This is a genomic window from Streptomyces gobitricini, assembly GCF_039532985.1.
In the GTDB taxonomy this organism is placed as follows: Bacteria; Actinomycetota; Actinomycetes; order Streptomycetales; family Streptomycetaceae; genus Streptomyces; species Streptomyces gobitricini.
In genome coordinates this window covers 39,326-62,757 of record NZ_BAAASR010000004.1, presented here as the reverse complement: position 1 = coordinate 62,757, position 23,432 = coordinate 39,326, and the positions used below count along the sequence as shown (strand labels likewise).

Annotated in this window: 23 protein-coding genes; 13 read left to right on the top strand and 10 right to left on the bottom strand. The window is 72.3% G+C overall.

Annotated features, from left to right (window positions below):
* Positions 1-52 precede the first annotated feature (52 nt).
* The 5 genes from ABD347_RS05150 to folE all read left to right on the top strand — a co-directional run bounded on the left by ABD347_RS05150 (position 53) and on the right by folE (position 5,964).
* Positions 53-1,180, top strand: coding sequence for a zinc-dependent metalloprotease (locus ABD347_RS05150; RefSeq protein ID WP_344356889.1), 1,128 nt, complete (start codon positions 53-55; stop codon positions 1,178-1,180).
* Positions 1,181-1,380: 200 nt separating this feature from the next.
* Positions 1,381-2,430 (top strand): tRNA lysidine(34) synthetase TilS, encoded by a 1,050-nt coding sequence (gene tilS / locus ABD347_RS05145; protein ID WP_344356886.1) that lies wholly within the window; start codon positions 1,381-1,383, stop codon positions 2,428-2,430.
* A gap of 41 nt (positions 2,431-2,471) precedes the next feature.
* Entirely contained in the window at positions 2,472-3,011 is a 540-nt protein-coding gene (gene hpt / locus ABD347_RS05140) for a hypoxanthine phosphoribosyltransferase (protein WP_064067358.1), read from the top strand.
* Positions 3,012-3,182: 171 nt separating this feature from the next.
* Complete coding sequence (gene ftsH / locus ABD347_RS05135) at positions 3,183-5,222, top strand: ATP-dependent zinc metalloprotease FtsH (RefSeq protein WP_344356884.1); 2,040 nt, start codon at positions 3,183-3,185, stop codon at positions 5,220-5,222.
* Between the two features lie 136 nt (positions 5,223-5,358).
* A complete protein-coding gene (folE, locus tag ABD347_RS05130; RefSeq protein WP_344356881.1) occupies positions 5,359-5,964 on the top strand; it encodes a GTP cyclohydrolase I FolE in 606 nt (201 codons plus the stop codon).
* Between the two features lie 254 nt (positions 5,965-6,218).
* Here folE and ABD347_RS05125 read toward each other — a convergent pair whose 3' ends face one another.
* The 6 genes from ABD347_RS05125 to ABD347_RS05100 form a co-directional block, all read right to left on the bottom strand.
* Positions 6,219-6,704 carry a DUF3180 domain-containing protein gene (locus ABD347_RS05125; RefSeq protein WP_344356878.1) on the bottom strand — a complete coding sequence of 162 codons (486 nt, stop codon included), beginning with the start codon at positions 6,702-6,704 and terminating at the stop codon, positions 6,219-6,221.
* A 49-nt stretch (positions 6,705-6,753) separates the two neighbouring features.
* The gene (folK, locus tag ABD347_RS05120; protein WP_344356875.1) at positions 6,754-7,353 is read right to left on the bottom strand and encodes a 2-amino-4-hydroxy-6-hydroxymethyldihydropteridine diphosphokinase; all 600 of its coding nucleotides are present in this window, start codon (positions 7,351-7,353) and stop codon (positions 6,754-6,756) included.
* Complete coding sequence (folB, locus tag ABD347_RS05115; protein WP_425575579.1) at positions 7,350-7,709, bottom strand: dihydroneopterin aldolase; 360 nt, start codon at positions 7,707-7,709, stop codon at positions 7,350-7,352. The genes folK and folB overlap by 4 nt, the downstream gene beginning before the upstream one ends.
* Positions 7,710-7,841: 132 nt before the next feature.
* Positions 7,842-8,306 carry a nuclear transport factor 2 family protein gene (locus ABD347_RS05110; protein WP_344356870.1) on the bottom strand — a complete coding sequence of 155 codons (465 nt, stop codon included), beginning with the start codon at positions 8,304-8,306 and terminating at the stop codon, positions 7,842-7,844.
* The gene (folP, locus tag ABD347_RS05105; protein ID WP_344356866.1) at positions 8,303-9,163 is read right to left on the bottom strand and encodes a dihydropteroate synthase; all 861 of its coding nucleotides are present in this window, start codon (positions 9,161-9,163) and stop codon (positions 8,303-8,305) included. The genes ABD347_RS05110 and folP overlap by 4 nt, the downstream gene beginning before the upstream one ends.
* 205 nt (positions 9,164-9,368) lie before the next feature.
* Complete coding sequence (locus ABD347_RS05100) at positions 9,369-11,210, bottom strand: phosphatidylglycerol lysyltransferase domain-containing protein (RefSeq protein ID WP_344356864.1); 1,842 nt, start codon at positions 11,208-11,210, stop codon at positions 9,369-9,371.
* 148 nt (positions 11,211-11,358) lie between these two features.
* Here ABD347_RS05100 and ABD347_RS05095 point away from each other — a divergent pair, with 148 nt between their 5' ends.
* The gene (locus tag ABD347_RS05095) at positions 11,359-12,480 is read left to right on the top strand and encodes an alpha/beta hydrolase (RefSeq protein WP_344356862.1); all 1,122 of its coding nucleotides are present in this window, start codon (positions 11,359-11,361) and stop codon (positions 12,478-12,480) included.
* Here ABD347_RS05095 and ABD347_RS05090 read toward each other — a convergent pair whose 3' ends face one another.
* Positions 12,481-13,623, bottom strand: coding sequence for an ABC transporter ATP-binding protein (locus ABD347_RS05090; RefSeq protein WP_344356860.1), 1,143 nt, complete (start codon positions 13,621-13,623; stop codon positions 12,481-12,483).
* Between the two features lie 214 nt (positions 13,624-13,837).
* Between ABD347_RS05090 and ABD347_RS05085 the strand changes: the two genes are divergently transcribed.
* From ABD347_RS05085 to ABD347_RS05070, 4 genes are all read left to right on the top strand, one after another.
* Positions 13,838-14,545, top strand: a complete 708-nt coding sequence (locus ABD347_RS05085; protein WP_344357014.1) for an ABC transporter permease — start codon at positions 13,838-13,840, stop codon at positions 14,543-14,545.
* A gap of 3 nt (positions 14,546-14,548) precedes the next feature.
* Positions 14,549-15,226 (top strand): ABC transporter permease, encoded by a 678-nt coding sequence (locus ABD347_RS05080; protein ID WP_344356859.1) that lies wholly within the window; start codon positions 14,549-14,551, stop codon positions 15,224-15,226.
* Positions 15,227-15,265: 39 nt separating this feature from the next.
* Positions 15,266-16,246 (top strand): ABC transporter substrate-binding protein, encoded by a 981-nt coding sequence (locus tag ABD347_RS05075; RefSeq protein WP_344356856.1) that lies wholly within the window; start codon positions 15,266-15,268, stop codon positions 16,244-16,246.
* 224 nt (positions 16,247-16,470) lie between these two features.
* Positions 16,471-17,484 carry a coiled-coil domain-containing protein gene (locus ABD347_RS05070; protein ID WP_344356852.1) on the top strand — a complete coding sequence of 338 codons (1,014 nt, stop codon included), beginning with the start codon at positions 16,471-16,473 and terminating at the stop codon, positions 17,482-17,484.
* Positions 17,485-17,496: 12 nt separating this feature from the next.
* Here the strand turns inward: ABD347_RS05070 and ABD347_RS05065 are convergent, their stop codons facing one another.
* Complete coding sequence (locus ABD347_RS05065; RefSeq protein WP_344356849.1) at positions 17,497-18,639, bottom strand: NADH-quinone oxidoreductase subunit D; 1,143 nt, start codon at positions 18,637-18,639, stop codon at positions 17,497-17,499.
* A complete protein-coding gene (locus ABD347_RS05060; protein WP_425575578.1) occupies positions 18,636-19,952 on the bottom strand; it encodes an SAM-dependent methyltransferase in 1,317 nt (438 codons plus the stop codon). The genes ABD347_RS05065 and ABD347_RS05060 overlap by 4 nt, the downstream gene beginning before the upstream one ends.
* A 90-nt stretch (positions 19,953-20,042) precedes the next feature.
* On the opposite strand from ABD347_RS05060, the gene ABD347_RS05055 reads away from it, so the two are divergent.
* Positions 20,043-21,245: a sensor histidine kinase gene (locus ABD347_RS05055; protein WP_344356847.1), complete on the top strand. Its 1,203-nt coding sequence runs from the start codon at positions 20,043-20,045 to the stop codon at positions 21,243-21,245.
* An 18-nt stretch (positions 21,246-21,263) separates the two neighbouring features.
* Positions 21,264-21,938 carry a response regulator gene (locus tag ABD347_RS05050; RefSeq protein ID WP_344356845.1) on the top strand — a complete coding sequence of 225 codons (675 nt, stop codon included), beginning with the start codon at positions 21,264-21,266 and terminating at the stop codon, positions 21,936-21,938.
* A gap of 55 nt (positions 21,939-21,993) precedes the next feature.
* On the opposite strand, the gene ABD347_RS05045 is transcribed toward ABD347_RS05050, so the two are convergent.
* Positions 21,994-23,100, bottom strand: coding sequence for a DUF5937 family protein (locus ABD347_RS05045; protein WP_344357008.1), 1,107 nt, complete (start codon positions 23,098-23,100; stop codon positions 21,994-21,996).
* Positions 23,101-23,205: 105 nt separating this feature from the next.
* On the opposite strand from ABD347_RS05045, the gene ABD347_RS05040 reads away from it, so the two are divergent.
* Entirely contained in the window at positions 23,206-23,394 is a 189-nt protein-coding gene (locus ABD347_RS05040; RefSeq protein WP_344356843.1) for a hypothetical protein, read from the top strand.
* Positions 23,395-23,432 lie beyond the last annotated feature (38 nt).

Here is a 23,432-nt window from a genome sequence, read left to right as displayed (position 1 = left end):
GGTCGGCTCCCCACCCTGACCCGATCCGGCGCCGAGCACGTACGGTTGACGCATGACGAGCATCGGTGGTGCCGAGATGGTCGACTGGAACCTCGCGGTCGCGACCGCGACCCGACTGGTACGCCCCGGGCCCGAGGTGAGCCGCGACGAGGCCCGCGCGGTCGTCGCCGAGCTGCGGCGGCACGCCAAGGCGTCCGAGGAGCACGTCCGGGCGTTCACCCGGATGATCCCCGAGGGACACGAACCGGAGGACACCCCCGTCCTGGTCGTCGACCGGGCCGGCTGGATCAGGGCGAACGTCGCCGGCTTCCGGGAGCTGCTCAAACCGCTGCTGGAGAAGATGCAGGAGCGCCGCTCCAGCAGCCCCGGCGGCGCCGTGTTCGGCGCGGTCGGCGGCAAGGTGACCGGCGTGGAGCTGGGCATGCTGCTGTCGTTCCTGGCCTCCCGGGTCCTCGGGCAGTACGAGACGTTCGCCCCCGCGACCCGTGATCTCCCGGCCGGCGAGGAGGGCGGCGGCCGGCTGCTGCTGGTGGCGCCGAACATCGTCCACGTCGAGCGGGAGCTGGACGTCGACCCGCACGACTTCCGCCTCTGGGTGAGCCTCCACGAGGAGACGCACCGCACCCAGTTCACGGCCGTGCCGTGGCTGCGCGACCACCTCCGGGGCGAGATCCAGTCATTCCTCAGCGCGACCGACATGGATCCGATGACGGTCCTGGAGCGGCTGCGCGAGGCGGCCCAGGCCCTGACCGGCGCCCGCCCCGAGGGCGAGGAGGACGAGGGCGGCCGCTCGCTCGTCGAGCTGGTCCAGACGCCCGAGCAGCGCGAGATCCTCGGCCGCCTCACCGCCGTGATGTCGCTGCTCGAAGGCCACGCCGACTACGTGATGGACGGCGTCGGTCCGCAGGTCGTGCCGTCGGTGGCGGAGATCCGCGAGAAGTTCCAGCAGCGCAGGGCCAAGGGCGCCTCCCGGCTGGACCAGGCGCTGCGCCGGCTGCTGGGGCTGGACGCCAAGCTGCGCCAGTACCGGGACGGGGAGCGGTTCGTCCGCGCGGTCGTCGACGAGGTCGGGATGGACGGGTTCAACCGGGTGTGGACCTCTCCCAACACCCTGCCCACCAAGGCGGAGATCGCCAAACCGGCGGACTGGGTCGCGAGGGTGCACCGCAAAGCGGAGTGAGGAGCCCGATCCGGCCGACGGCAGGGGAACGCCTCCCTAATCACCCATCCGAGGGACCGTGGGCAGTGGATAGGCGTGCGATGCTCGGGTAACGGCCGAGTTCTGTCACCATCGACGCACTCTGAGTGACCGAACCCCCCGCTCCGGCCGTTAAGACTCCGACCGAGGCACCCCCCAACTTCACACGAAGGGCACCGGACATGGGTCCCCATCCTGCGGTCGCGGCGATACGCCTGGCGGTCCGCCGCGTACTCCACGACGTCCTCACCGAACACTCCACCCCCGCGCTCCCCGCCGCCGGGACAACCGAAGACCCCGCCGCCGACGGGCTCCGCCGGCCCCCGCTCGTCCTGGTGGCCTGCTCGGGCGGCGCCGACTCCATGGCGCTCGCCTCCGCCCTCGCCTTCGAGGCCCGCAAGCTCTCCGTCCGCGCCGGTGGCATCACCGTCGACCACGGCCTTCAGGCCGGTTCCGACCTCCGAGCCGCCGAGGTCGCGGCCCGCCTCGGCGCGATGAACCTCGACCCGGTCGAGGCCGTCGCCGTGACCGTCGGGCGTGACGGCGGGCCCGAGGCCGCCGCCCGCGACGCCCGGTACGCCGCGCTCGACGAGGCCGCCGAGCGCCTGGGCGCCGCCGCCGTGCTGCTCGGCCACACCCGCGACGACCAGGCCGAGACGGTGCTCCTCGGCCTCGCCCGCGGTTCCGGTATCCGCTCCCTGTCCGGCATGGCCGCCGTCACCGGCACCCGCGACCGCTACCGGCGCCCGTTCCTCCAGCTCGACCGGCAGACCGCCCGCAAGGCGTGCATGGTCCAGTCCCTGCCGGTCTGGGACGACCCGATGAACGCCGACCCGGCCTACACCCGGTCCCGGCTGCGCCAGGAGGGCCTGCCCGCCCTGGAGAAGTCCCTCGGCAAGGGTGTCGTGGAGGCCCTCGCCCGGACGGCCCAGCTCTGCCGCGACGACGCCGACGCCCTGGACTCCTGGGCGGCCGACGCCGATCCGGCCGTACGGGACGAGGCGGGTCTGCTGGAGTGCGCCAAGCTGTACGCCCTGCCGCCCGCCGTCCGCCGCCGCGTACTGCGCCGCGCGGCCATCGCCGAGGGCGCCCCCGCCGGCTCCCTGTTCGCCCGGCACGTCGAGGAACTGGACCGCCTGATCACCGGCTGGCGGGGGCAGGGAGCCATCAATCTGCCCGGCCGCGTCGTGGCGCGCCGCCAGGGTGGCAGACTGGTCATTCGGCAAGGCTGACGCAGGCTGCAACGAAAGTGACCCGGGTGAACGAGAAAGACATGGGCACCGACCTCAAGTCGGTGCTCATCACCAAGGAAGAGATCGACGCGAAGCTGGCGGAGCTCGCCGCGAAGATCGACGCGGAGTACGCGGGCAAGGACCTGCTCATCGTGGGGGTCCTCAAGGGCGCCGTCATGGTGATGGCCGACCTGGCGCGCGCGCTGTCCACCCCCGTCACGATGGACTGGATGGCCGTCTCGTCGTACGGCGCGGGCACCCAGTCCTCCGGTGTGGTCCGGATCCTCAAGGACCTGGACACCGACATCAAGGGCAAGCACGTCCTGATCGTCGAGGACATCATCGACTCCGGTCTGACGCTGTCCTGGCTTCTGTCGAACCTCGGCTCGCGCGAGCCGGCCTCCCTGGAGGTCTGCACGCTGCTGCGCAAGCCGGAGGCGGCGAAGGTGGCGATCGACGTGAAGTGGATCGGCTTCGACATCCCGAACGAGTTCGTCGTCGGCTACGGCCTGGACTATGCGGAGAAGTACCGCAACCTCCCGTTCGTCGGCACGCTCGCTCCGCACGTCTACGGAGGCTGAACCGCCCCGGGGCACCCGCCGGGCCCCGGGAACCTGGAACGCCCTCCCGCCGTTGGAGCATGGGAAGGCGGTCGCGGGTGACAATGCTGGGGTACCGTCCGAAGAGCAGTCTTTTCTCATAGCAGCATTTACCTACGGGCAGGAGGGACGGGGCGTCATCGCTCCGTATGGATGGACGTGAAGCGATACTTCCGTGGGCCGGTCATGTGGATCGTGCTGGCCGTCCTCGCCGTGGTCGTGTTGATGCAGGTCGTCGGCTCGTCCGGTGGCTACAAGACGGTGGACACCGGCGAGGTCGTCCAGGCGATCGACAAGAACCAGGTCGACCAGGTCAAGCTGACCACCGGCGACGAACAGATGATCAAGGTCGACCTCAAGGACGGCCAGAAGATCAAGGGCAGCGACAAGATCCAGGCGAGCTACATCGGCACGCAGGGATCCGACCTCGCCGCCACGCTGCAGAAGAAGTACGAAGCCGGCGACATCGACAAGGGCTACACCGTCTCGCCGACCAAGCAGAGCGCCATCGTCTCGGTGCTGCTCTCGCTGCTGCCCTTCGTGCTGATCGTCGTGGTCTTCCTGTTCCTGATGAATCAGATGCAGGGCGGCGGCTCCCGGGTGATGAACTTCGGGAAGTCCAAGGCCAAGCTGATCACCAAGGACACCCCGAAGACGACCTTCGCCGACGTGGCGGGGTCCGACGAGGCCGTCGAGGAGCTCCACGAGATCAAGGAGTTCCTCCAGGAGCCGGCGAAGTTCCAGGCCGTCGGCGCCAAGATCCCCAAGGGCGTGCTGCTGTACGGCCCGCCCGGAACGGGCAAGACCCTGCTCGCACGCGCCGTCGCGGGCGAGGCGGGAGTGCCGTTCTACTCGATCTCCGGCTCGGACTTCGTCGAGATGTTCGTCGGTGTGGGCGCCTCCCGTGTCCGTGACCTCTTCGAGCAGGCCAAGGCGAACGCCCCGGCGATCGTCTTCGTCGACGAGATCGACGCCGTCGGCCGGCACCGCGGCGCGGGTCTCGGCGGTGGCCACGACGAGCGCGAGCAGACCCTCAACCAGCTGCTGGTCGAGATGGACGGCTTCGACGTGAAGGGCGGCGTCATCCTGATCGCCGCCACGAACCGGCCGGACATCCTCGACCCGGCGCTGCTCCGCCCGGGCCGTTTCGACCGGCAGATCGCCGTCGACCGTCCGGACATGCAGGGCCGTCTGGAGATCCTCAAGGTCCACCAGAAGGGCAAGCCGGTCGCCCCGGACGTCGACCTGTCCGCCGTGGCGCGTCGTACGCCGGGCTTCACCGGCGCCGACCTGTCGAACGTGCTGAACGAAGCCGCGCTGCTCACCGCGCGCAGCGACAAGAAGCTCATCGACAACCACATGCTGGACGAGGCGATCGACCGGGTGGTCGCGGGCCCGCAGAAGCGGACCCGGATCATGTCGGACAAGGAGAAGAAGATCACCGCGTACCACGAGGGCGGTCACGCCCTGGTCGCGGCGGCTTCCCCGAACTCCGACCCGGTGCACAAGATCACCATCCTGTCCCGTGGCCGGGCCCTGGGCTACACCATGGTCCTCCCCGACGAGGACAAGTACTCCACCACGCGCAACGAGATGCTCGATCAGCTCGCCTACATGCTGGGCGGGCGCGCGGCGGAGGAGCTGGTCTTCCACGACCCGACCACGGGTGCGGCCAACGACATCGAGAAGGCGACCGCGACCGCGCGGGCCATGGTCACGCAGTACGGCATGACCGAGCGGCTCGGCGCGATCAAGTTCGGCGGCGACAACACCGAGCCCTTCCTGGGCCGGGAGATGACGCACCAGCGCGACTACTCGGAAGAGGTCGCCGCGCTCGTCGACGAAGAGGTCAAGAAGCTCATCGAGACCGCGCACAACGAGGCCTGGGAGATCCTCGTCGAGAACCGTGACGTCCTCGACAACCTGGTCCTCCGGCTGCTGGAGAAGGAGACGCTCAACAAGGAGGAGATCGCCGAGATCTTCGCCCCGATCGTCAAGCGCCCGGCCCGTCCGGCGTGGACCGGCTCCTCGCGGCGTACCCCGTCGACGCGGCCGCCGGTGCTGTCTCCCAAGGAGCTGGCGCTGACCAATGGCGCGGTGGGTGCCAACGGCGTCACGCCGACGGACGTCACCAAGGCCAGCCCGTCGGCTCCGGCGACGGAGGCGGTCCCCGAGGAACGACCGGAGAGCTGACGGGTCCGGCCGGGCTTGTCCGGCCGCACCCGTGCCCCCGGAATGAAAGCCGCGCCCCCCAGGTTCTAGCCTGGGGGGCGCGGCTTTCGCGTGCGCGGTCGCGCGCGCACCACAGGCACCATGGAACGAGGCACAGATGACGGACCCGGTGACGTTGGACGTCGACGGCACGATCGGCGTGTTCGACGAGAAGCGAGCTGAGGCCGCCGTGCGCGAACTGCTTCTCGCGGTCGGTGAGGACCCGGACCGCGAAGGGCTGCGGGAGACGCCGGCGCGGGTGGCCCGCGCGTACCGGGAGATATTCGCCGGCCTGTGGCAGGAGCCCGAGGACGTCCTGACGACGACATTCGACCTGGGGCACGACGAGATGGTCCTGGTGAAGGACATCGAGGTCACATCCTGCTGCGAGCATCACCTGGTCCCGTTCAGGGGTGTGGCCCATGTCGGGTACATTCCGTCGGTCACAGGCAAGATCACCGGCCTGTCGAAGCTCGCCCGGCTCGTGGATGTCTTCGCCCGTCGGCCTCAGGTGCAGGAGCGGCTGACCACGCAGGTCGCGGACTCGCTGATGAAGATCCTGGAGCCGCGTGGCGTGATCGTGGTCATCGAGTGCGAGCACATGTGCATGTCGATGCGCGGTATCCGCAAGCCGGGAGCCAAGACCATCACCTCGGCGGTGCGGGGTCAGCTCCGCGACGGTGCCACCCGCAATGAGGCGATGAGCCTGATCATGGCTCGATAGCTCCGCCTGCCGGGAGTGTCCGACGGCGTCCGTGCCCAGTGGCCGGTCACCGGGTGAGGACGGCCGGGCGGCGTACGGCCTGCCCAGCGGGCCCGGCGTCGGGCGGGTGTCCGGTCCCGGAGGGGCGGTGAGCCGGTCCGGGAACCGGTGCAGCGGCCCGGCCGCACGCCCGGTGCGCTCCCGGTCGGGGCCGACCGGACGGCGGGTGCCCCGACCGGACGGCGGGTGCCCCGGTCAGACGGCGGGTGCCCCGGTCAGACGGCGGGTGCCCCGCCGCCTTCCGGGCCGTCGTCCTCGGGGAGCTTGCACACGCGCTCCAGGAAGATCGCCGCGGCGATCACCCCGATCCCCGCCAGCACCGAGAAGCCGGCGTAGATGGCCTGGTCGCGGCGGGCCGGGATGTCGAGCGAGCCGAGCAGGAAGACGGCCGTGCCGCCGTACATGCCGCTCACCAGCGCCGCGACCAGGGCACTCGCCTGGCCGAAGACGACCGCGCGGGCGGCCATCATCGGCTCGACGCCCTTGGCGTCGGGGCGGCGCTCGCGCTGGGCGCGCAGCCGGGAGCGCAGCGAGAGCGCCGTCGCGGTCAGGACGACCGCGATGACGGCGAGGACGATCGGCGCGGCCAGGGGGACGCTCGGCAGGGTGCCGAACGACTCCCACAGCCGGGCGCCGCCCCAGGAGAGGACGCCGGCGACGACGAACAGTCCGGCCAGTACCTTGAGCCGCAGTTGTTTCACCGGGGGCCTTTCATCTCGTCGCCGTGCCGTGCCTGCTGATCACCCAACGCTACTCGGGCAGGCGCAGTTCCAGGTCCGCACGCGGCAGGACGCCTTCGCGGCCGACGCCGCCGAGCAGCTCCGCGACCGCTCCGACGCCCGGCAGCTGCGCCTCCGGATCCACGTCGTGCCACGGCGCCAGCACGAAGGCCCGCTCGTGGGCGCGGGGGTGCGGGAGGACGAGGACGGGGTCGTCCGAGACGACGTCCGCGTACGCCACGATGTCGACGTCGATCGTCCGCGCGCCCCAGCGCTCGTCACGGACGCGGTGGAAGGCCTCCTCCACCGCGTGCGCCCGCTCCAGCAGGGACGCGGGGGGCAGGGTGGTCTTGAGGAGTACGACAGCGTTGAAGTACGACGGCTGGGAGCCGGGGTCGACGCCCCAGGGCTCCGTCTCGTACACGGGCGACACCGCCTTCACCCGGACGCCGGGAGTGTCCTCCAGCGCGTCGATGGCGCCCTGAAGGGTCTCCAGGCGGTTGCCCAGGTTGGCGCCGAGGGAGAGCACGGCGCGCTGGGGGTTGGACAGGGTGATGTCGGCGGCGTCGACCTGCTCCGTCACGGAGGCGGGCACCGGCTGTACCGTCGGGTCGCTGTGCGTCTTGTTCATGCGCGGCTCCGGGTGATGGTGATGGTCACGTCGTCGAAGGGCACGGTGATCGGGGCGTCCGGCTTGTGGACCACCACCTCGACCTCATGGACGCCGTCGTGCTTGAGGCACTGCTGGGCGATGCGCTCGGCGAGCGTCTCGATCAGGTCGACCGGCTCGCCCTGTACGACCTCCACGACCTCTTCCGCCACGACGCCGTAGTGCACGGTCTTCGCCAGGTCGTCGTCGGCCGCCGCGGGGCGGGTGTCGAGGCCGAGCACCAGGTCCACGATGAACGTCTGGCCTTCCTCGCGCTCCCGGGGGAAGACGCCATGGTGCCCGCGGGCCTTGAGGCCGCGCAGCGCGACACGATCCACGCGAATCACTCCTGCTGTCGTTGGTCCGGTGGGCACGCGACCGGGTGCGGACGGCTCGGTGCCACCAGTCGAATCTACCTGCGAGCAGTGACAGGACCTGCCCACGGGCTCCTCTCCGGCTCGCCTACCCACTCAGGAGGGGTTCTCGTCGGGCTCTTCCTCACCGGTTTCGGCCAGAACGGGCGAGCCGTGGTGGGCCCAGATCCGCCAGCCGTCCGGTGTGCGACGGAACACGTTCGTGGCGACCACCAGCTGCCCGACGAGCGGCCCCAGATCGGCGCCGTCCTCGGCGGGGCCCCCGCTGAGAATGTTCTCCGTGCAGGTCACCAGGGCCGTGTCGGCGGCCACGGAGACCCGCACATCGGTCAGGAAGAACTGGATGTACTCCGTGTTCGCCATGATCAGGGCGTACGAGCGGAGGACCTCGCCGCGTCCGGTGAGCACCGGCCAGCCGGGGTGGACGCAGGAGATCCCGCCCTGCGAGTCGTCCAGCCAGAGGTCGGAGATCTCCTCGAAGTCCCCGCGCTCCATCGCCTCGTAGAACGCGGTGTTCGCGAGCTCCACTGCCTCGATGTCGGTGCGTGCGGCGTCGCTCACCGGGCGGCCTCGACGGCGCGGGCCACGCGAACCGCGTCGGCCGTCGCGCGTACCTCGTGGACCCGTACGGCCCAGGCGCCCTCGTACGCCGCGATGGCCGAGACCGCCGCGGTGGCGGCGTCCCGCTCCCGGGCGGGCGGCGGGGCGGAGCCCTCCCCGGCCAGGACGTGGCCCAGGAACCGCTTGCGGGACGCGGCCACCAGGAGCGGGCGGCCGAGCGCCCGCAGGTCGGCCAGGTGTGCGACCAGGGCCAGGTCGTGCGGGGCCTTCTTGGCGAAGCCCAGGCCCGGGTCGACGACGATCCGCTCCGGGTCGACGCCGCCCTCCACGACCGCCTCCATGCGGGTGCGCAGCTCGGCGACCACCTCGGCGACCACGTCGTCGTACACGGCGAGGCCGTTCATGTCCTTGCTGAAGCCGCGCCAGTGCATGACGACGAACGGCACCTCGGCGGCGGCGACGGAGGGAACCATGGCGGGGTCGGCGAGGCCGCCGCTGACGTCGTTGACGAGGATCGCGCCGGCCTCGACGGCCAGGCGGGCGACGGAGGCGCGCATGGTGTCGACGGACACGGCGACCCCTTCGGCCGACAGGCCCCGTACGACGGGGACGACCCGGCGCAGTTCCTCGTCCTCGTCCACCCGGGTGGCGCCGGGGCGGGTCGACTCGCCACCGACGTCCACCAGGTCCGCGCCCTGGGCGACCAGGTCCAGGCCGTGCTTGATGGCGGCCGTGGTGTCGAACCAGCGGCCGCCGTCGGAGAAGGAGTCGGGCGTCACGTTGACGACCCCCATGACCGCGCAGCGGTCGAACGTGGGCAGGCCGCGGGCCGTGCCCCGTCCGCGCAAGGTACTCATGCGTCCAGCCTAGGGGGTGTCCTGAGGGCCTGACGGACGGGAGCGGCCCGCCCCGGCGCGGGTGGCCTCCCTCCGGCGGAGCGGCCCCCTCGGGCGGCGTGACCGGCCGGCGGTGTGGGCGGTCGGGCGGTGTGACCGGCCCGGCGGGTGGGCCGCGTCCGGCGGTGTGGGCGCTCGGGCGGCGGTGCTCCGGGCGGCGGGCCGGTCAGGCGGCGCGGACGCCGTGTTCGCCGTGCGCCGGGGTCAGGTGCGCGCACGGGCGGGCCGTGGCGTTCGCGGCGCGGCGGCGGAAGGGCGGGGGCGGGACCAGGTTCACGAAGCCTTCCGCCTGCATCGCGGCGAAACCGATGCGCGGCAGGTCGCGGGCGTTGCGGTAGACCACGAAACGGGGCTCCCAGCGCGGCTGGAACTTGGCGTTGAATTTGTACAGGGACTCGATCTGGAACCAGCGCGAGAGGAACACCAGCAGGCCGCGCCAGACCCGGAGGACCGGGCCCGCGCCGAGCTTCTCGCCGCGTGCCAGGGCGGAGCGGAACATCGCGAAGTTCAGCGACACCCGCTCGATGCCCAGCCTGGGCGAGGCCTGGAGGGCGGCGACGATCAGCAGCTCGTTCATGCCCGGGTCGGCCGAGCGGTCGCGGCGCATCAGCTCCAGCGACATCCCGTCCGTACCCCACGGCACGAAGTGGATGATCGCCTTCAGGTCGCCGTACGGGGAGGCGTCGGACCCGGCGTCCGCCTTGTGCGCGGTGGCGATCACCGCGTCACCGTCGGCCGGGTCGCCGATCCGGCCCAGCGCCATGGAGAACCCCCGCTCGGTGTCGGTGCCCCGCCAGTCGGCGGCGGCGCGTCTGATCCGCTCCAGCTCGCCGTCCGACAGGTCACGGGCGCGCCGTACCCGGGTCTCGTAGCCATTGCGCTCGATGCGCTTCACCATCTGGCGCACATTGCGCATGGCGCGCCCGGCCAGGGAGAAATCCGCGACGTCCACCACCGCCTCGTCGCCCAGCTCCAGCGCGTCCAGGCCGGTCTCGCGGGTCCAGACCTCACCGCCGGTCTCGGAGCAGCCCATGACGGCGGGCGTCCACGAGTGGGCCTTGGCCTCGTCCATGAACCGCTCGATGGCGCCGGGCCAGGCCTCGACGTCGCCGATCGGGTCGCCGCTGGCGAGCATCACACCGGAGACGACGCGGTAGCAGACGGCGGCCTTGCCGCTGGGGGAGAAGACGACGCCCTTGTCGCGGCGGAGCGCGAAGTGGCCGAGGGAGTCACGGCCGCCGTGCTTGTCCAGCAGGGCGCGCAGCCGGGTCTCGTCGTCCTCGGTGAGCCGGGCGACCGGGTGCTCGGGGCGGAAGGCCAGGTAGATGGTGGTGATGGCGGTCAGCAGGCCGAGGGCGCCGAGCGAGTAGCCGACCGTCCAGTCGACGCCGCCGCGGTAGCCGACGGGGCCCTCCACGCCGAACAGGCCGTACAGCACGTGCTCCAGGCGGTCGCTCAGGCCCGGGTTGCCGACGACCTTCCCCGGGTGGGCGCTGACGATGATCAGGCCGAGGGCGATGGAACCGGCGCCCATGAGGACGAAGTTGGCGAGCGCCTTCCAGCGGCTGCGCGGGTCGGGCAGGGCCGCGAACTCCCCGCGGTGGCGCAGCAGCAGCGCCAGGAGCAGCAGGGAGAACAGCACACCGATGACGGAGTGGCGGTAGACGAACTGCGCCACCGCCCCCACCGGCAGGAGGACCACGGCAGCCCGCCAGGCGCGGCGCTTGTGGCGCTTGAGGCCGTGGGCGAGGAGCAGCAGCAGTACGCCGACGCCCAGGGAGAGGGCCGCCGAGAGGGGGCCCAGGGTGCCGGGCAGTACCTCGGCGATGGCGTGCATCCGGCTGGCGCGGAAGCGCGGGAAGACCCCGGCGGCGATGTCGATCAGACCGATGAACGTACATGCCGTGCCGACCAGGGCGGGCACCTTCTCGGCGCGTGGACCGCGCAGGAGACGGCCTATCCGGCTCGGAACCGGTTCCGACTTATCCCCATCTACCGTGACAGACATCGCTTCCCAAGGCTCCGCAAAGATTCGTGGTGTCCCGCCGGCCGGAACGGGGCCCGGCCGGACGATTCGCGCTCTCTAGGACGGGGCTCGTGGGGGGCGGGTTCATTCCCTCCCCGGAAATATTCGACGAAGAAGGCTTGAAGGACTCATGGGTCTCACCAGCAACAAAGTCCTGGCGCTGGCCGCCCTGCTGGCCGTGGGGCTGTTCGCCGTCACGGTCCTGCTGTGGCCGCGGCTGGCGCGCGACGGCCTGCGGGTGGTGCTCGGCCGGATCGGTCTGCTGCTGGCGACCCAGGTGGCGCTGTTCGCCACCGTGGGCCTCGCGGCCAACAACTACTTCCTCTTCTACGGCTCCTGGGCCGACCTGTTCGGGCAGGAGCAGGAGATGGGGGTGGTCGTCGACCACTCGGCGGGTGCGGGCGGGAAGGACATCAGGATCCTCGGCAGGCAGAAGATCGAGGGCGTCCCCGGCGGTGGCCGCCCGGCGGTGGGCGGGCAGGTGCAGAAGGTCGTCATCTCGGGAGAGACCTCGAGGATCGACAGCCCGGCGTACGTCTACCTGCCCCCGGAGTACTTCCAGCCGGCGTACGCGGGGAAGACCTTCCCCGCCGCGGTCGTCCTGACCGGTTATCCGGGCACGGCCGAGAACCTGCTCAAGGGCCTGAAGTACCCGCGTACGGCCTACGAGCAGGCCAGGGAGAAGAAGATGCAGCCGATGATCCTGGTGATGGCACGGCCCACCGTGGCCCCGCCGCGCGACACGGAGTGCGTCGACGTCCCCGGCGGCCCGCAGACGGAGACCTTCTTCGCCGAGGACCTGCCGAAGGCCGTCTCCGAGACGTACCGCGTGGGCACCGCCCCCCGGAACTGGGGGTTCATCGGCAACTCGACCGGCGGTTACTGCGCTCTCAAGATCGCCCTGCACCACCCCGGGCGGTACGCGGCCGGCGCCGGCCTCTCCGCCTACTACGAGGCCGCCGAGGACCTGACGACCGGTGACCTCTTCCACGGCGACCAGCGCCTGCGCGACCGGGCGAACCTGCTGTGGAGCCTGGACCACCTGCCGCAGGGCACGTCGTCGTTCCTCGTCACCACCTCCGCGAAGGGCGAGGGGAACCTCGCGGCCACCCGCTCCTTCATCAAGAAGGTGAAGGCGCCCGCACGCGTCTCGTCGATCACCCTCGACAGCGGCGGGCACAACTTCACCACCTGGAACCGGGAGATCCCCCCGGCGCTGGTGTGGCTGAGCGGCCGGCTCAGCGCGGCCTGACTAGCCGACCGTCTCCAGGTCGACGTCCGTACGGGGGACGTCCCGCGCGTCCGCGTCGATCGAGCGGCGCAGGGCCTCGTGGAGCCGGGCCGGCGTCAGGACGCCGAGGAAACGTCCCCGCTCTTCGCGGTCGATGACGGCGATCCAGCCCGCGTCGTGCTGGAGCATCGTCGCGAAGGCCTGCTTGAGCGAGGCACCGACGGGCAGCCACGCCTCCATGCGCCGGGCGTGGTCGCCCACCGTCCCCGTGCCGCCGGCGGCCTGTCCGGCGGAGATCCAGCCGTGCAGGTTGTCGTCGCGGTCGAGGACGACGGCCCAGCGCGACCCGAGCTCGCGGGGCAGCGCGTCGTCGAGGTGGACGATCGGCGGCTGTTCGAGGTCACCCGGCTCGACGGGCGTCACGGACAGCCGCTTGAGGCCGCGGTCCGCGCCGACGAAGTCGGCGACGTACGGGGTCGCCGGGGCGCCCAGCACGGTGGCCGGGGCGTCGAACTGCTCGATCCTGCCCTGCCCGTAGACGGCGATGCGGTCACCGAGCCGGACGGCCTCCTCGATGTCGTGCGTGACGAACAGGACCGTCTTGCGCACCTCCGACTGGAGTTTGAGGAACTCGCTCTGCAGGTGCTCGCGCACGACCGGGTCGACCGCTCCGAACGGCTCGTCCATCAGCAGGACGGGCGGATCGGCGGCGAGGGCGCGGGCCACTCCGACGCGCTGGCGCTGGCCGCCGGAGAGCTGCTCGGGGTAGCGGTCGCCGTGGACGGACGGGTCGAGGCCCACGAGGGCGAGGAGTTCGGCGGCACGGGCGCGTGCCGCGGAGCGTTTGACGCCGAGCAGGTGGGGGACGGTCGCGGTGTTCTCCAGGACGGTCTTGTGGGGGAACAGGCCGACCTGCTGGATGACGTAGCCGATCCGGCGGCGCAGCCGGACCGGGTCGACCTCGGCTATGTCCTGGCCGTCGACGAAAATCCGGCCCCCGGTCGGCTCGATCAGCCGGTTGACCATCTTCATCGTGGTGGTCTTGCCGCAGCCGGACGGTCCGACGAGCGTGACCAGTTCTCCCTCGGCCACCTCGAACGACAGGTCGTCGACGGCGGTCGTGCCGTCCGCGTACCGCTTGGTGACGCGCTCGAATCGGATCATGCGCCCCATTGTGGCCGCCACGGCCGTCCGGTTGTGAAGGCCGTGTCGCCGGGCCGTGCCGACGAGCGGTGGTTGTCAGTGGGCGGGGTTAGGGTCGTTGTCGGATCGAACACCGGGCCGAGTGCTGTGGGCGGTACGTGGCCGGGCCGGGCGCCGGGTACGCGTGCCCGGCGGGCGGGCGCGGCCGGGGAGGAGGGGGCGGGTGAGTTCCGTGGTGAGCGCTGCCGGTTGTCTGGCGGCCAACGACTGGATCTGCGGTGAGTACGTCGGCTCCCGCGCCCGGGAACTGACCGAGGCCACCGTCCAGCACGTGTGGATCACGGCCGTGTCGGTGTCGATCGGGCTGGCCGTGGCCTTCCCGCTGGCGCTGCTGGTCCGCGCCCGTCCACGGCTCGCGGGGCCCGTCCTCGGGCTGACCACCGTGCTGTACGCGATCCCGTCGCTGGCCCTGTTCTCGCTGCTGCTGCCGCTGTTCGGCCTGTCCGCCGCCCTGGTGGTGACCGGGCTCGTGCTGTATTCGCTGACCGTCCTCGTCCGGAACATCCTGGCCGGGCTGGCAGCGGTGCCCGAGGAGGCGCGGGAGGCGGCGCGCGGGATGGGGTACGGGCCGCGCCGGCTGCTGTGGGAGGTCGAACTGCCGCTGGCGCTGCCCGCGGTGATGGCGGGCGTGCGGATGGCGACGGTGTCGACGGTCGCGCTGACGACGGTCGGCGCGCTGGTGGACTACGGCGGCCTGGGCACCCTCATCACGACCGGGCTGAAGAGCTTCTTCAAGGCGCAGGTGCTCACCGCGTCCGTGCTGTGCGTCCTGCTCGCGGTCACCGCCGACCTGCTGCTCCTCGGGCTTCAGCGGCTGCTCACGCCATGGACCCGTCCGGCCCGCACCCCGGGCACAGGCATACGCGTACGTAAGGCGGGGTGAGCGATGGGCGCGGTGACCGACGCGTGGGCCTGGCTGACGACCGGGGCCAACTGGCAGGGGGAGAGCGGGGTGTGGCACCGGCTGGCCGAGCATCTGTGGTTCAGCGGCGTGTGCCTGGCGGTCTCCTGCCTGATCGCCCTGCCGCTCGCGCTGTGGCTCGGGCACATCGGCCGGGGCGGCGCGCTGGCCGTCAACATCTCCAACGTGGGGCGCGCGGTGCCCACGCTGGCGGTGCTGGTCCTGCTGACGCTCACGCCGCTCGGGAGACGGGGTGACCTGCCGACGATCATCGCGCTCGTGCTGTTCGCCGTGCCGCCGCTGCTCACCAACGCGTACGTCGGCATGCGCGAGGTGGACCGGTCGGTGGTCGAGGCGGCCCGGGGAATGGGGATGTCGGGCGGCCAGGTGTTCCGCCGGGTGGAACTGCCCCTCGCGTACCCGATGGTGATGACGGGCCTGCGGACGGCGACCGTGCAGGTGATCGCCACCGCGACGCTCGCCGCCATGGCGGGGGCGGGCGGGCTCGGCCGGATCATCACCGCCGGGTTCAACAGGAACGACACCGCGCAGGTGGTCGCCGGGGCGCTGGTGGTCGGCGCGCTCGCCCTGCTGGCCGAGGGCCTGCTGGTGGTGGCGGGCCGGGCGTTCGATCCCATGCGGACCAGCCGGCGGGCGCACTGACCGATGAACGGCAAGGAACGGGACGGGATGGAGAACGCGATGAGCAGGACCTCGGCGATGGCGGGTGCGGTACTGGGTGTGGTGGCGCTCACCGGTGGGCTGGCCGCGTGCGGCGAAGGCAAGAGCCTGGAGGAGCGGGGTGGACCGGGGACCTCCTCGTCGGGTGGCGCCGGCACGGAAACGCTGGTCGTCGGGTCGGCCGGTTTCACCGAGTCCAATGTCCTGGCGGAGCTGTACGCCCAGGTGCTGAAGGACGCCGGTTACTCCACGTCCGTCAAGACCGTGGAGAACCGGGAACTCTACGAACCGTCCCTGGAGAAGGGCGAGATCGACGTCGTACCGGAATACGCGGCTACGCTTGCGGAATTCCTGAACGCCAAGGTGAACGGAGCGAAGGCGGTCGAGGAGAAGCCGGTCGCGTCCAGCGATGTGGCCGCCACCGTGACGGCGTTGGAGAAGCTCGCCGGACCGCGTGGTCTGAAGGTGCTCCCGGCCGGTGAAGCGGTCGATCAGAACGCCTTCGCCGTGACCAGGGAATTCGCCGAGAAGAACAAGCTCAGGACGCTTTCGGATCTCGGCGCTTCCGGGCTGAAGGTCAAGATCGCGGCCGGTGACGAGTGCGAGATACGGCCGTTCTGCGCGCCCGGGTTGAAGAAGACGTACGGAATCGATGTGACGGGCATCGACCCCAAGGGTGTGGGCACGCCGCAGGCCAAGCAGGCCGTGAAGGACGGCGTCGACCAGCTCGTCCTGACCACCACGACCGACGCCACGCTGGACGCCTTCGGACTGGTGCTGCTGGAGGACGACAAGAAGCTGCAGAACGCCGACAACGTGCTGCCCGTGGTCAATGCGAAGGACGCGGGTTCGGCGGAGATAGCCGAGGCCCTGAACAAGATCACCAAGGCGCTCACCACCGAGGATCTGGTGGAGTTGAACAGGAAGGTGGACGCCGAGCGGGCAAAGCCGGCGGACGTGGCGAGGGCTTACCTGGAGTCGGAGGGCCTGGTCCGGAAGTGACGCCGTGAAGGGCGGTGGGCCCGGTTGCCGAGTCGGCCGGAAGACAGGCCGTAAGGAGCGGCGACCGGGCTCCGGAAGTTGGCCCGGAAGTGGGCCCGGAAGTGGTCGGCGACCGGGCCCGGAAGTCGGTCGGGAAGTCCTTGCGATCGCGTTTCGGATCACAGGGTCGAAACATTGCCGGGCCGATCCCCCATACGACATCTACGCACGGTAAATTTCAGGCCATGCCACGTGGACGCCACCGCCATTCCCCACCCCTGCACCGGCTTCTGCCCCCTTCCGCGGTGGCGGGAGCGGCCGTTGTCTGCGCCGGCGGCGCCTGGTTCCTCGCCGATCCGTTCGTCCTGCGCCTCCTGACCGCCGCCGCGGCGGCCGCGGCCGTCACCGGCTCGGTCCTGATGCGCAACTGGGACCGCGCGGCCGGCCGCCGTGTCGCCGAGCTGACCCGGGCCCGGGCCGGCGACCAGTGGCGCACCGAGGAGCGCCTGGCCGAGCTGGAGTCCGACCTCGAGGAGTCCCGGGAGCTGCGCGCCAGGCTCGACGCCAGACTGCGCGCCAAGCGGGTCGAACTGGCCGCGCTGCGCAACGAGCACGCCGAGCTGCTGCGCCGGTACGCCACCGCCGAGACCGAGCGCGCCAGCGCGCTGGAGGGCCGCCGACAGCTGGCCCTGGAGGCCGCCGCCCCCGCCCGGGCGCTGCCCGCCGGCGGTTCGGCGCCCACACCCGGCGCCTACCTCCAGGCCGCCAAGGCGCTGGAGAACCTCACGCGCAACGCCGCCGGGCAGGAGACCGGGCGCACCACCGGGGCGGCCCGGCGCGGTGACCCGGCCCCGCGGGGCCGGGAGGCGGACGAACCGCAGGGGAAGCACGCGGCGGTCGCCGAGCGGCAGCACGACCGCCCGTCGGCCGCCGCCCCCTCCGTCCACGGCGCCTCCGCCATGCGCCCGGTCCGGCCGGCCGGCGCGATGGTGCCGTACCCCGAGCAGCGCCGCCCGGTGCCGTGCCTCCAGGGCGGCTTCGACTTCTTCGGCTCGGGCTCGGGCTCGGGCGCGGGCGCGAGGAACACCGCGGCCATCGAGTCCGTGCAGCACGAGGACCTCGCCGACGTCGTGGGCGAAGAGGCACTCGCCGTACGGCGCGGCGAGGACCGCGCGGTCGGCAAGGTCATCGACCTGACCGCGCACGACGAGACGGAACAGCTCGACGTGGTGGAACTGCGGCGCGGCGCGGTGTCCTGACCGCCCGCCGCTCTACTTGTCGACGTCGCCGACGACGAAGAAGAACGACCCCAGGATCGCCACCATGTCGGCGACCAGGGTGCCGGGGAGCAGCTCGACCAGCGCCTGGATGTTGTTGTAGGACGCCGAGCGGAGCTTGAGGCGGTACGGGGTCTTCTCGCCCTTGGAGACCAGGTAGTAGCCGTTGAGGCCGAGCGGGTTCTCGGTCCAGGCGTACGTGTGGCCCTCGGGCGCCTTGAGGACCTTCGGCAGCCGCTGGTTGATCGGGCCGGGCGGCAGCTCGGCGAGCCGGTCCAGGCAGGCGTCGGCGAGGTCCAGCGAGTTGTGGGTCTGCCCCAGCAGGCATTCGAAGCGGGCCAGGCAGTCGCCCTCGGTGCGGGTGACGACCTCCAGCGCGTCCTGGAGCTCGCCGTACGCCAGGTACGGCTCGTCGCGGCGCAGATCGAAGTCGACGCCCGAGGCGCGGGCGATCGGGCCGCTGACCCCGTACGCGTGCACGATCTCCGGGGACAGGACGCCGACACCCCGGGTACGGCCGCGGAAGATCTCGTTGCCGAGGACGAGCCGGTCGTACACGTCCATGCGGGAGCGGACCTCGGCCACCACGTCGCGGACCCGGCCGAGCCAGCCGGCCGGCAGGTCCTCCTTGAGCCCGCCGACCCGGTTGAACATGTAGTGCATCCGGCCGCCGGAGACCTCCTCCATGACGTGCTGGAGGTCCTCCCTCTCCCGGAAGGCGTGGAAGATCGGCGTGATACCGCCCAGTTCGAGGGGGTACGAGCCGAGGAACATCAGGTGGTTGAGGACCCGGTTCAGCTCGGCGAGGAGGGTGCGGGTCCACACGGCCCGCTCCGGGACCTCCATGCCGAGCATCCGCTCGACGGCCATGACGACACCGAGCTCGTTGGAGAACGCGGACAGCCAGTCGTGGCGGTTGGCCAGCATGATGATCTGGCGGTAGTCCCGCGCCTCGAAGAGCTTCTCGGCGCCGCGGTGCATGTAGCCGACGACCGGTTCGGCGTGCCGGATCACCTCGCCGTCCAGGACGAGGCGGAGGCGCAGCACGCCGTGCGTGGAGGGGTGCTGGGGTCCGATGTTCAGCACCATGTCGGTGCTTTCCGCGGCACCGCCGATGCCGACCGTGGTCTCCGTCATGCCGGACAGTATCCCTCCCCGGGCACGCGCTGGAGCAGCCAGGTGAAGTCCCCGAGCCCGCCCCGCGCGGTGAGCTCGGCGGCCTCCCCGGCGCGCGCGAGCGCCCGTACGTATCCGGCGGGGTCCGTCCGGGCCGTCTCGATCGGCGGCCGGCCCCCGCTCACCCCGAGCCGCCGCAGCGCCTCCCGCTGGCTGAGGAGCTCGGTGCCGTACGGGAGGAGGTACCCGGCCTCCCGCGGACGCCGGGCCTCCGCCCCGCCGGAGCCGGGCGCGCCGCCCACGTACCCCGCGCCCGCAGGCCAGGCGGATCCTCCGGCCGCAGGTCCCGCGCCGCCCGCCTGCCCCGCCTGCCCCGCCTGCCCCGCAGGTCCCGCGCCTCCGGGCCCCGCAGGCTCCCCGTCCGCCCCGCCGGGGCCGGTACGCGCGGAACCGCCGGCCTCCCGGCCGGTACCGGCGCCGGTGCCCGTGCCGGTGGCCGCCCGGCTGCCGGTCCGGGCGCCGCCCCCCGCCGCCTCGCCCCCCGCCGCCGCGCCCGCCGCCGCGCAGGCGTCCAGCGCCACATGGGCCGTGATGTCGCACGACCCGTCCGGCACCGGGGGCACCTCGCGGCCGGCGCGGAATCCGGTGAGCGTGCCGAACGGGGGCCGGGCGCCCGCCACGTGGGCGTAGTCGACCGCCACCGCCAGGCCCGCCGCCAGGGTGCCGACCGCCCGGGCCCACGCCTCGTCGCGGGGACGGCCGATCTCGGCACGCTCGCCCTGCTCCCGCAACGGCCACCAGCGGGCCAGCCACTCGGCGTCCGCGCCCGTCACGGGCGCGCCCAGCCGCTCGGTGCCGTCGGGCGCCACCTCCACGTAGCGGGGCGTACCCGACCCGTCCCGCTCCGCCACGTCCATCGGGACGTTGTCCAGCCACTCGTTGGCGAACAGCAGCCCGCGCACCCCGGACGGCGGCTCCGCCGACCAGGTGACGCGCGGGTCGAGCGCCTCGGGCGGGGCGGCGCGCTCGACGGCGTACGCCCGTACGCGAAGTCCCGGGGGCACGGCCGCCAGCACGCCCGTCAGCAGCTCGCCCCGCCCCGCGCCCATGTCGACCACGGCGATGTCGTCCGAGCCCAGCTCCCCGGCGACCCGGACCAGGAGCCGGGCCACCGCCCCCGCGAACAGCGGCGAGGCGTGCACGGACGTGCGGAAGTGCCCCGCCGGCCCCTCCGGCCGCAGGTAGAAGCCGTCGGGGCCGTACAGGGCCGCCTCCATGGCCGCCCGCCAGCCGCGCCACGGACCGGGTTGACACGTCTCATCAATCACGCGCATCAGTCTCCACCTTGCGGAGTACGCCTCCGCCGCCCGGATCGGCCCTCCGGTTGACCCATGCACCTATCCGGTTTCCCTACGCTGGGTTACGTGCAGCGCCTTTACGACTTCCTCCGCAGACACCCGACGGGCGTCGACAGTTTCTGGGCTGTGATGCTCCTGGGGTTCTCCATGCTGTGGGTGGTCCAGGAGCCCGTCGGAGCGGATCCCCGCCCCGTGGCGGCCGGCATCGTCCTGCTGCTCTGCCTCGCGCTCGCGCTGCGCCGCCTGGCACCCGAGAAGACGCTGCTCCTCGTCGCGGCCGTCGGGGTCGCCCAGCTCGCGCTCGACATCCACATCAACCCCGCCGACTTCGCCATGCTCGTCGTGATCTACACCGTCGCGGCGCAGGGCGACGGCCCGCGCTGGGCCTCCCGCCTCGCGCTCGTCGGAGGGGTGTGCGCGGCGCCGCTCGCCCAGCTGCGCTGGCCGGAGGGGAACATCTCCACCGCCGGCAAGGTCTTCTTCACCGTCGTGATGACCGTGCCGTTCGTCCTCGCCTGGGTGCTCGGCGACTCCATGCGCACCCGCCGCGCCTACTTCGACCAGCTGGAGGAGCGGGCGTCCCGGCTGGAGCGGGAGCGCGAGGCGCAGGCCAAGGTCGCCGTCGCCGCCGAGCGCGCCCGTATCGCCCGTGAGCTGCACGACGTCGTGGCCCACAACGTCTCCGTCATGGTCGTCCAGGCCGACGGTGCCGCCTACGTCCTGGACGCCTCGCCCGAGCAGGCGAAGCAGGCCCTGGAGACCATCTCCGGCACCGGCCGCCAGGCCCTCGCGGAGATGCGCCGGCTGCTCGGCATCCTGCGCACCGGAGAGCCGCAGGACTCCGAGGACTACGTGCCCCAGCCCGACGTCCAGCAGATCGAGCACCTGGTCGAGCAGGTCCGCGCCGCGGGCCTCACCGTCGACTTCAGGGTCGAGGGCACCGCGCGCCCCCTGCCCAGCGGCGTCGAGCTCACCGCGTACCGCATCGTCCAGGAGGCGCTGACCAACACCCGCAAGCACGGCGGTCCGGACGTCGGGGCGAGCGTGCGGCTGGTGTACTTCGACGACGGGCTCGGCCTGCTGGTCGAGGACGACGGCCGCGGCGCGGCGCAGGAGCTGTACGAGGACGGCGGCGCCGACGGCCGGGGCCACGGTCTGATCGGCATGCGGGAGCGGGTCGGTATGGTCGGCGGCACCCTGGACGCCGGGCCCCGGCCGGGCGGCGGCTTCCGGATCAGCGCCCTGCTCCCCCTCAAGTCCGCCCACTGACCCCCGTTAAGGAACCGCATGTCCATCCGCGTGATGCTCGTCGACGACCAGGTGCTGCTGCGCACCGGCTTCCGCATGGTGCTCGCCGCCCAGCCGGACATGGAGGTCGTCGCGGAGGCGGGCGACGGCGCGGAGGCCATCGAGATCCTCCGCTCCACCGCCGTGGACGTGGTCCTGATGGACGTCCGCATGCCGAGGCTCGACGGCGTCGAGGCGACCCGCCGCGTCTGTGCCGCGCCCGACGCCCCGAAGGTGCTGATCCTCACGACCTTCGACCTCGACGAGTACGCGTTCTCGGGGCTGAAGGCGGGCGCCAGCGGCTTCATGCTCAAGGACGTGCCGCCGGGCGAACTGCTCAGCGCGATCCGCTCCGTGCACAGCGGGGACGCGGTCGTCGCGCCGTCCACGACCCGGCGCCTCCTGGACCGCTTCTCGCCGATGCTCCCGGTCACCGGCAAGGAACCGCGCGACAAGACGCTGGAGAGGCTGACCGAGCGGGAGCGCGAGGTCATGATGCTGGTCGCCCAGGGCCTGTCGAACGGCGAGATCGCCGCCCGGCTCGTCCTGTCGGAGGCCACGGTCAAGACCCATGTGGGCCGCATCCTCACCAAGCTGGCGCTCCGGGACCGCGTCCAGGTCGTGGTCCTGGCGTACGAGACGGGCCTCGTCCGGGCCGGCGGCGGGGGCCTCTGACCGGGCGCGCCGCGGGGCGCCGGGGCGCCGCCCGGCTCGGCGCGGCGCCGCACGGCTAGCGCAGCACCGTCTCCAGGAAGTCGCTGCCGATACGGGCCACCGCGGCCACGTCCAGCTGGTGCAGGACGTAGCGGCCGCGGCGCCGGGTCGTCACCAGGGAGGCCTTCTTCAGCACGGCCAGGTGGCGGGAGACCTCCGGCGGGGTGATGCCGTACGTCTCGGCCAGCTCGCCCGTCGTGTACGCGGCGCGCGCCAGCTGCCGGCACATCCGCATCCGCATCGGGTGGGCCAGGGCGTCCATGCGCAGCTGGATCAGCTCCACGGAGGCCGGGCTCGGCAGCTCGGGGGCGCCGACCGGGTAGTGGACGACCGGACGCCAGCCGGGGGCGTGCAGCACCATCAGGTGGGGCCAGCCGAAGCTGGACGGCACGAACGTCACGCCCGCCCCGACGGCGGGGTCGGCGGCGGTCGTCCGGCCGCCGGCGAGCTTGTCCACCTCGACGCGCCGCTGGGTGCCGTCCTCGGAGAGCCCCAGCGTCACGGCGGGCGACACCGCCCGGAGGGTCTCGGACAGCCCCTTGCGGCGCAGCAGCTCCGTCTTGTGCCGGGCGTCGGCGGCGAGGCCGGGCACGACCCGGCGCCAGGTGTCCGCGAAGAATGCCTGGTCGCAGTCCTCGAAGAGCCTGCGCAGCCAGGCGCGTACGCCGGCGGGGTCGGCGAGCATCCGGCGGGTGAAGTCCAGCTGCTTGGGACCGCGGTTGGCGGCCAGCTCCAGGGCCCGGTCGGGGCGCACCGGACCGCCCAGCGCGTACTGCGCGGAGCAGGTGAACTCCAGCGCGGCGGTGACGAACCGGTCCTCGTCCAGCCGGTCCAGCATGTCCAGCTCCTCGCCCAGCGTGGCGCCGGGGCTGCCGTCGCCGCCGCGGATACCGGCGTACGGCATGAAGATGTCCGAGAAGGTGGTCGTCCAGAGGAAGTTCGCCTCGTGCAGCCGGTCGGCCAGGTCCGGCTTGAGCGCTGCGGTGGTGGCGGTCGCCCAGCCGTGCAGGCCCGGGTGGTGGCCGGGCTCGGCCAGCGCGTGCAGCGCCACGCCCAGCTCGGCGAGGGGCGACGGCTGGAAGACGATGCGTTCGGGCGGCAGGCCCGTGATGTCGATGATCACGCTCACGCCCCCATGGTGAGGGGTCGGGCAGTGGACCTCGCGCCGATTGACGGGGCCCGTCAATCCACGGGCGGGCACGGAGGGGGCCGGTGGAGGGTGGCGTACATGAACGCCCTGCACCAGCACATGATCGACGTCTATCGGGCCGTCCGGCGCGGCGAGGCGCCCCCGCCGCCACCGGGCCGCGACGACCTGGCCGTCCTCCGCGCGGCCCGCGACCACCGCCTCGGCCGCGCCCGCGCCCGCGCCGAGGGCGGGTCCACAGGCTGTGGACAGGGGGGTAGCCGCGGGTAACGCTGGCGTAGCATGACGAGAAATCGTCCGGTACCCCC

Coding starts and splice junctions, on each gene's coding strand:
- ABD347_RS05150 (WP_344356889.1), top strand. CDS start 53: ATGACGAGCATCGGTGGTGCCGAGATGGTCGACTGGAACCTCGCGGTC.
- tilS (WP_344356886.1), top strand. CDS start 1,381: ATGGGTCCCCATCCTGCGGTCGCGGCGATACGCCTGGCGGTCCGCCGC.
- hpt (WP_064067358.1), top strand. CDS start 2,472: ATGGGCACCGACCTCAAGTCGGTGCTCATCACCAAGGAAGAGATCGAC.
- ftsH (WP_344356884.1), top strand. CDS start 3,183: ATGGACGTGAAGCGATACTTCCGTGGGCCGGTCATGTGGATCGTGCTG.
- folE (WP_344356881.1), top strand. CDS start 5,359: ATGACGGACCCGGTGACGTTGGACGTCGACGGCACGATCGGCGTGTTC.
- folK (WP_344356875.1), bottom strand. CDS start 7,353: ATGAACAAGACGCACAGCGACCCGACGGTACAGCCGGTGCCCGCCTCC.
- folP (WP_344356866.1), bottom strand. CDS start 9,163: ATGAGTACCTTGCGCGGACGGGGCACGGCCCGCGGCCTGCCCACGTTC.
- ABD347_RS05100 (WP_344356864.1), bottom strand. CDS start 11,210: ATGTCTGTCACGGTAGATGGGGATAAGTCGGAACCGGTTCCGAGCCGG.
- ABD347_RS05095 (WP_344356862.1), top strand. CDS start 11,359: ATGGGTCTCACCAGCAACAAAGTCCTGGCGCTGGCCGCCCTGCTGGCC.
- ABD347_RS05090 (WP_344356860.1), bottom strand. CDS start 13,623: ATGATCCGATTCGAGCGCGTCACCAAGCGGTACGCGGACGGCACGACC.
- ABD347_RS05080 (WP_344356859.1), top strand. CDS start 14,549: ATGGGCGCGGTGACCGACGCGTGGGCCTGGCTGACGACCGGGGCCAAC.
- ABD347_RS05075 (WP_344356856.1), top strand. CDS start 15,266: ATGAGCAGGACCTCGGCGATGGCGGGTGCGGTACTGGGTGTGGTGGCG.
- ABD347_RS05070 (WP_344356852.1), top strand. CDS start 16,471: ATGCCACGTGGACGCCACCGCCATTCCCCACCCCTGCACCGGCTTCTG.
- ABD347_RS05065 (WP_344356849.1), bottom strand. CDS start 18,639: ATGACGGAGACCACGGTCGGCATCGGCGGTGCCGCGGAAAGCACCGAC.
- ABD347_RS05060 (WP_425575578.1), bottom strand. CDS start 19,952: ATGCGCGTGATTGATGAGACGTGTCAACCCGGTCCGTGGCGCGGCTGG.
- ABD347_RS05050 (WP_344356845.1), top strand. CDS start 21,264: ATGTCCATCCGCGTGATGCTCGTCGACGACCAGGTGCTGCTGCGCACC.
- ABD347_RS05040 (WP_344356843.1), top strand. CDS start 23,206: ATGAACGCCCTGCACCAGCACATGATCGACGTCTATCGGGCCGTCCGG.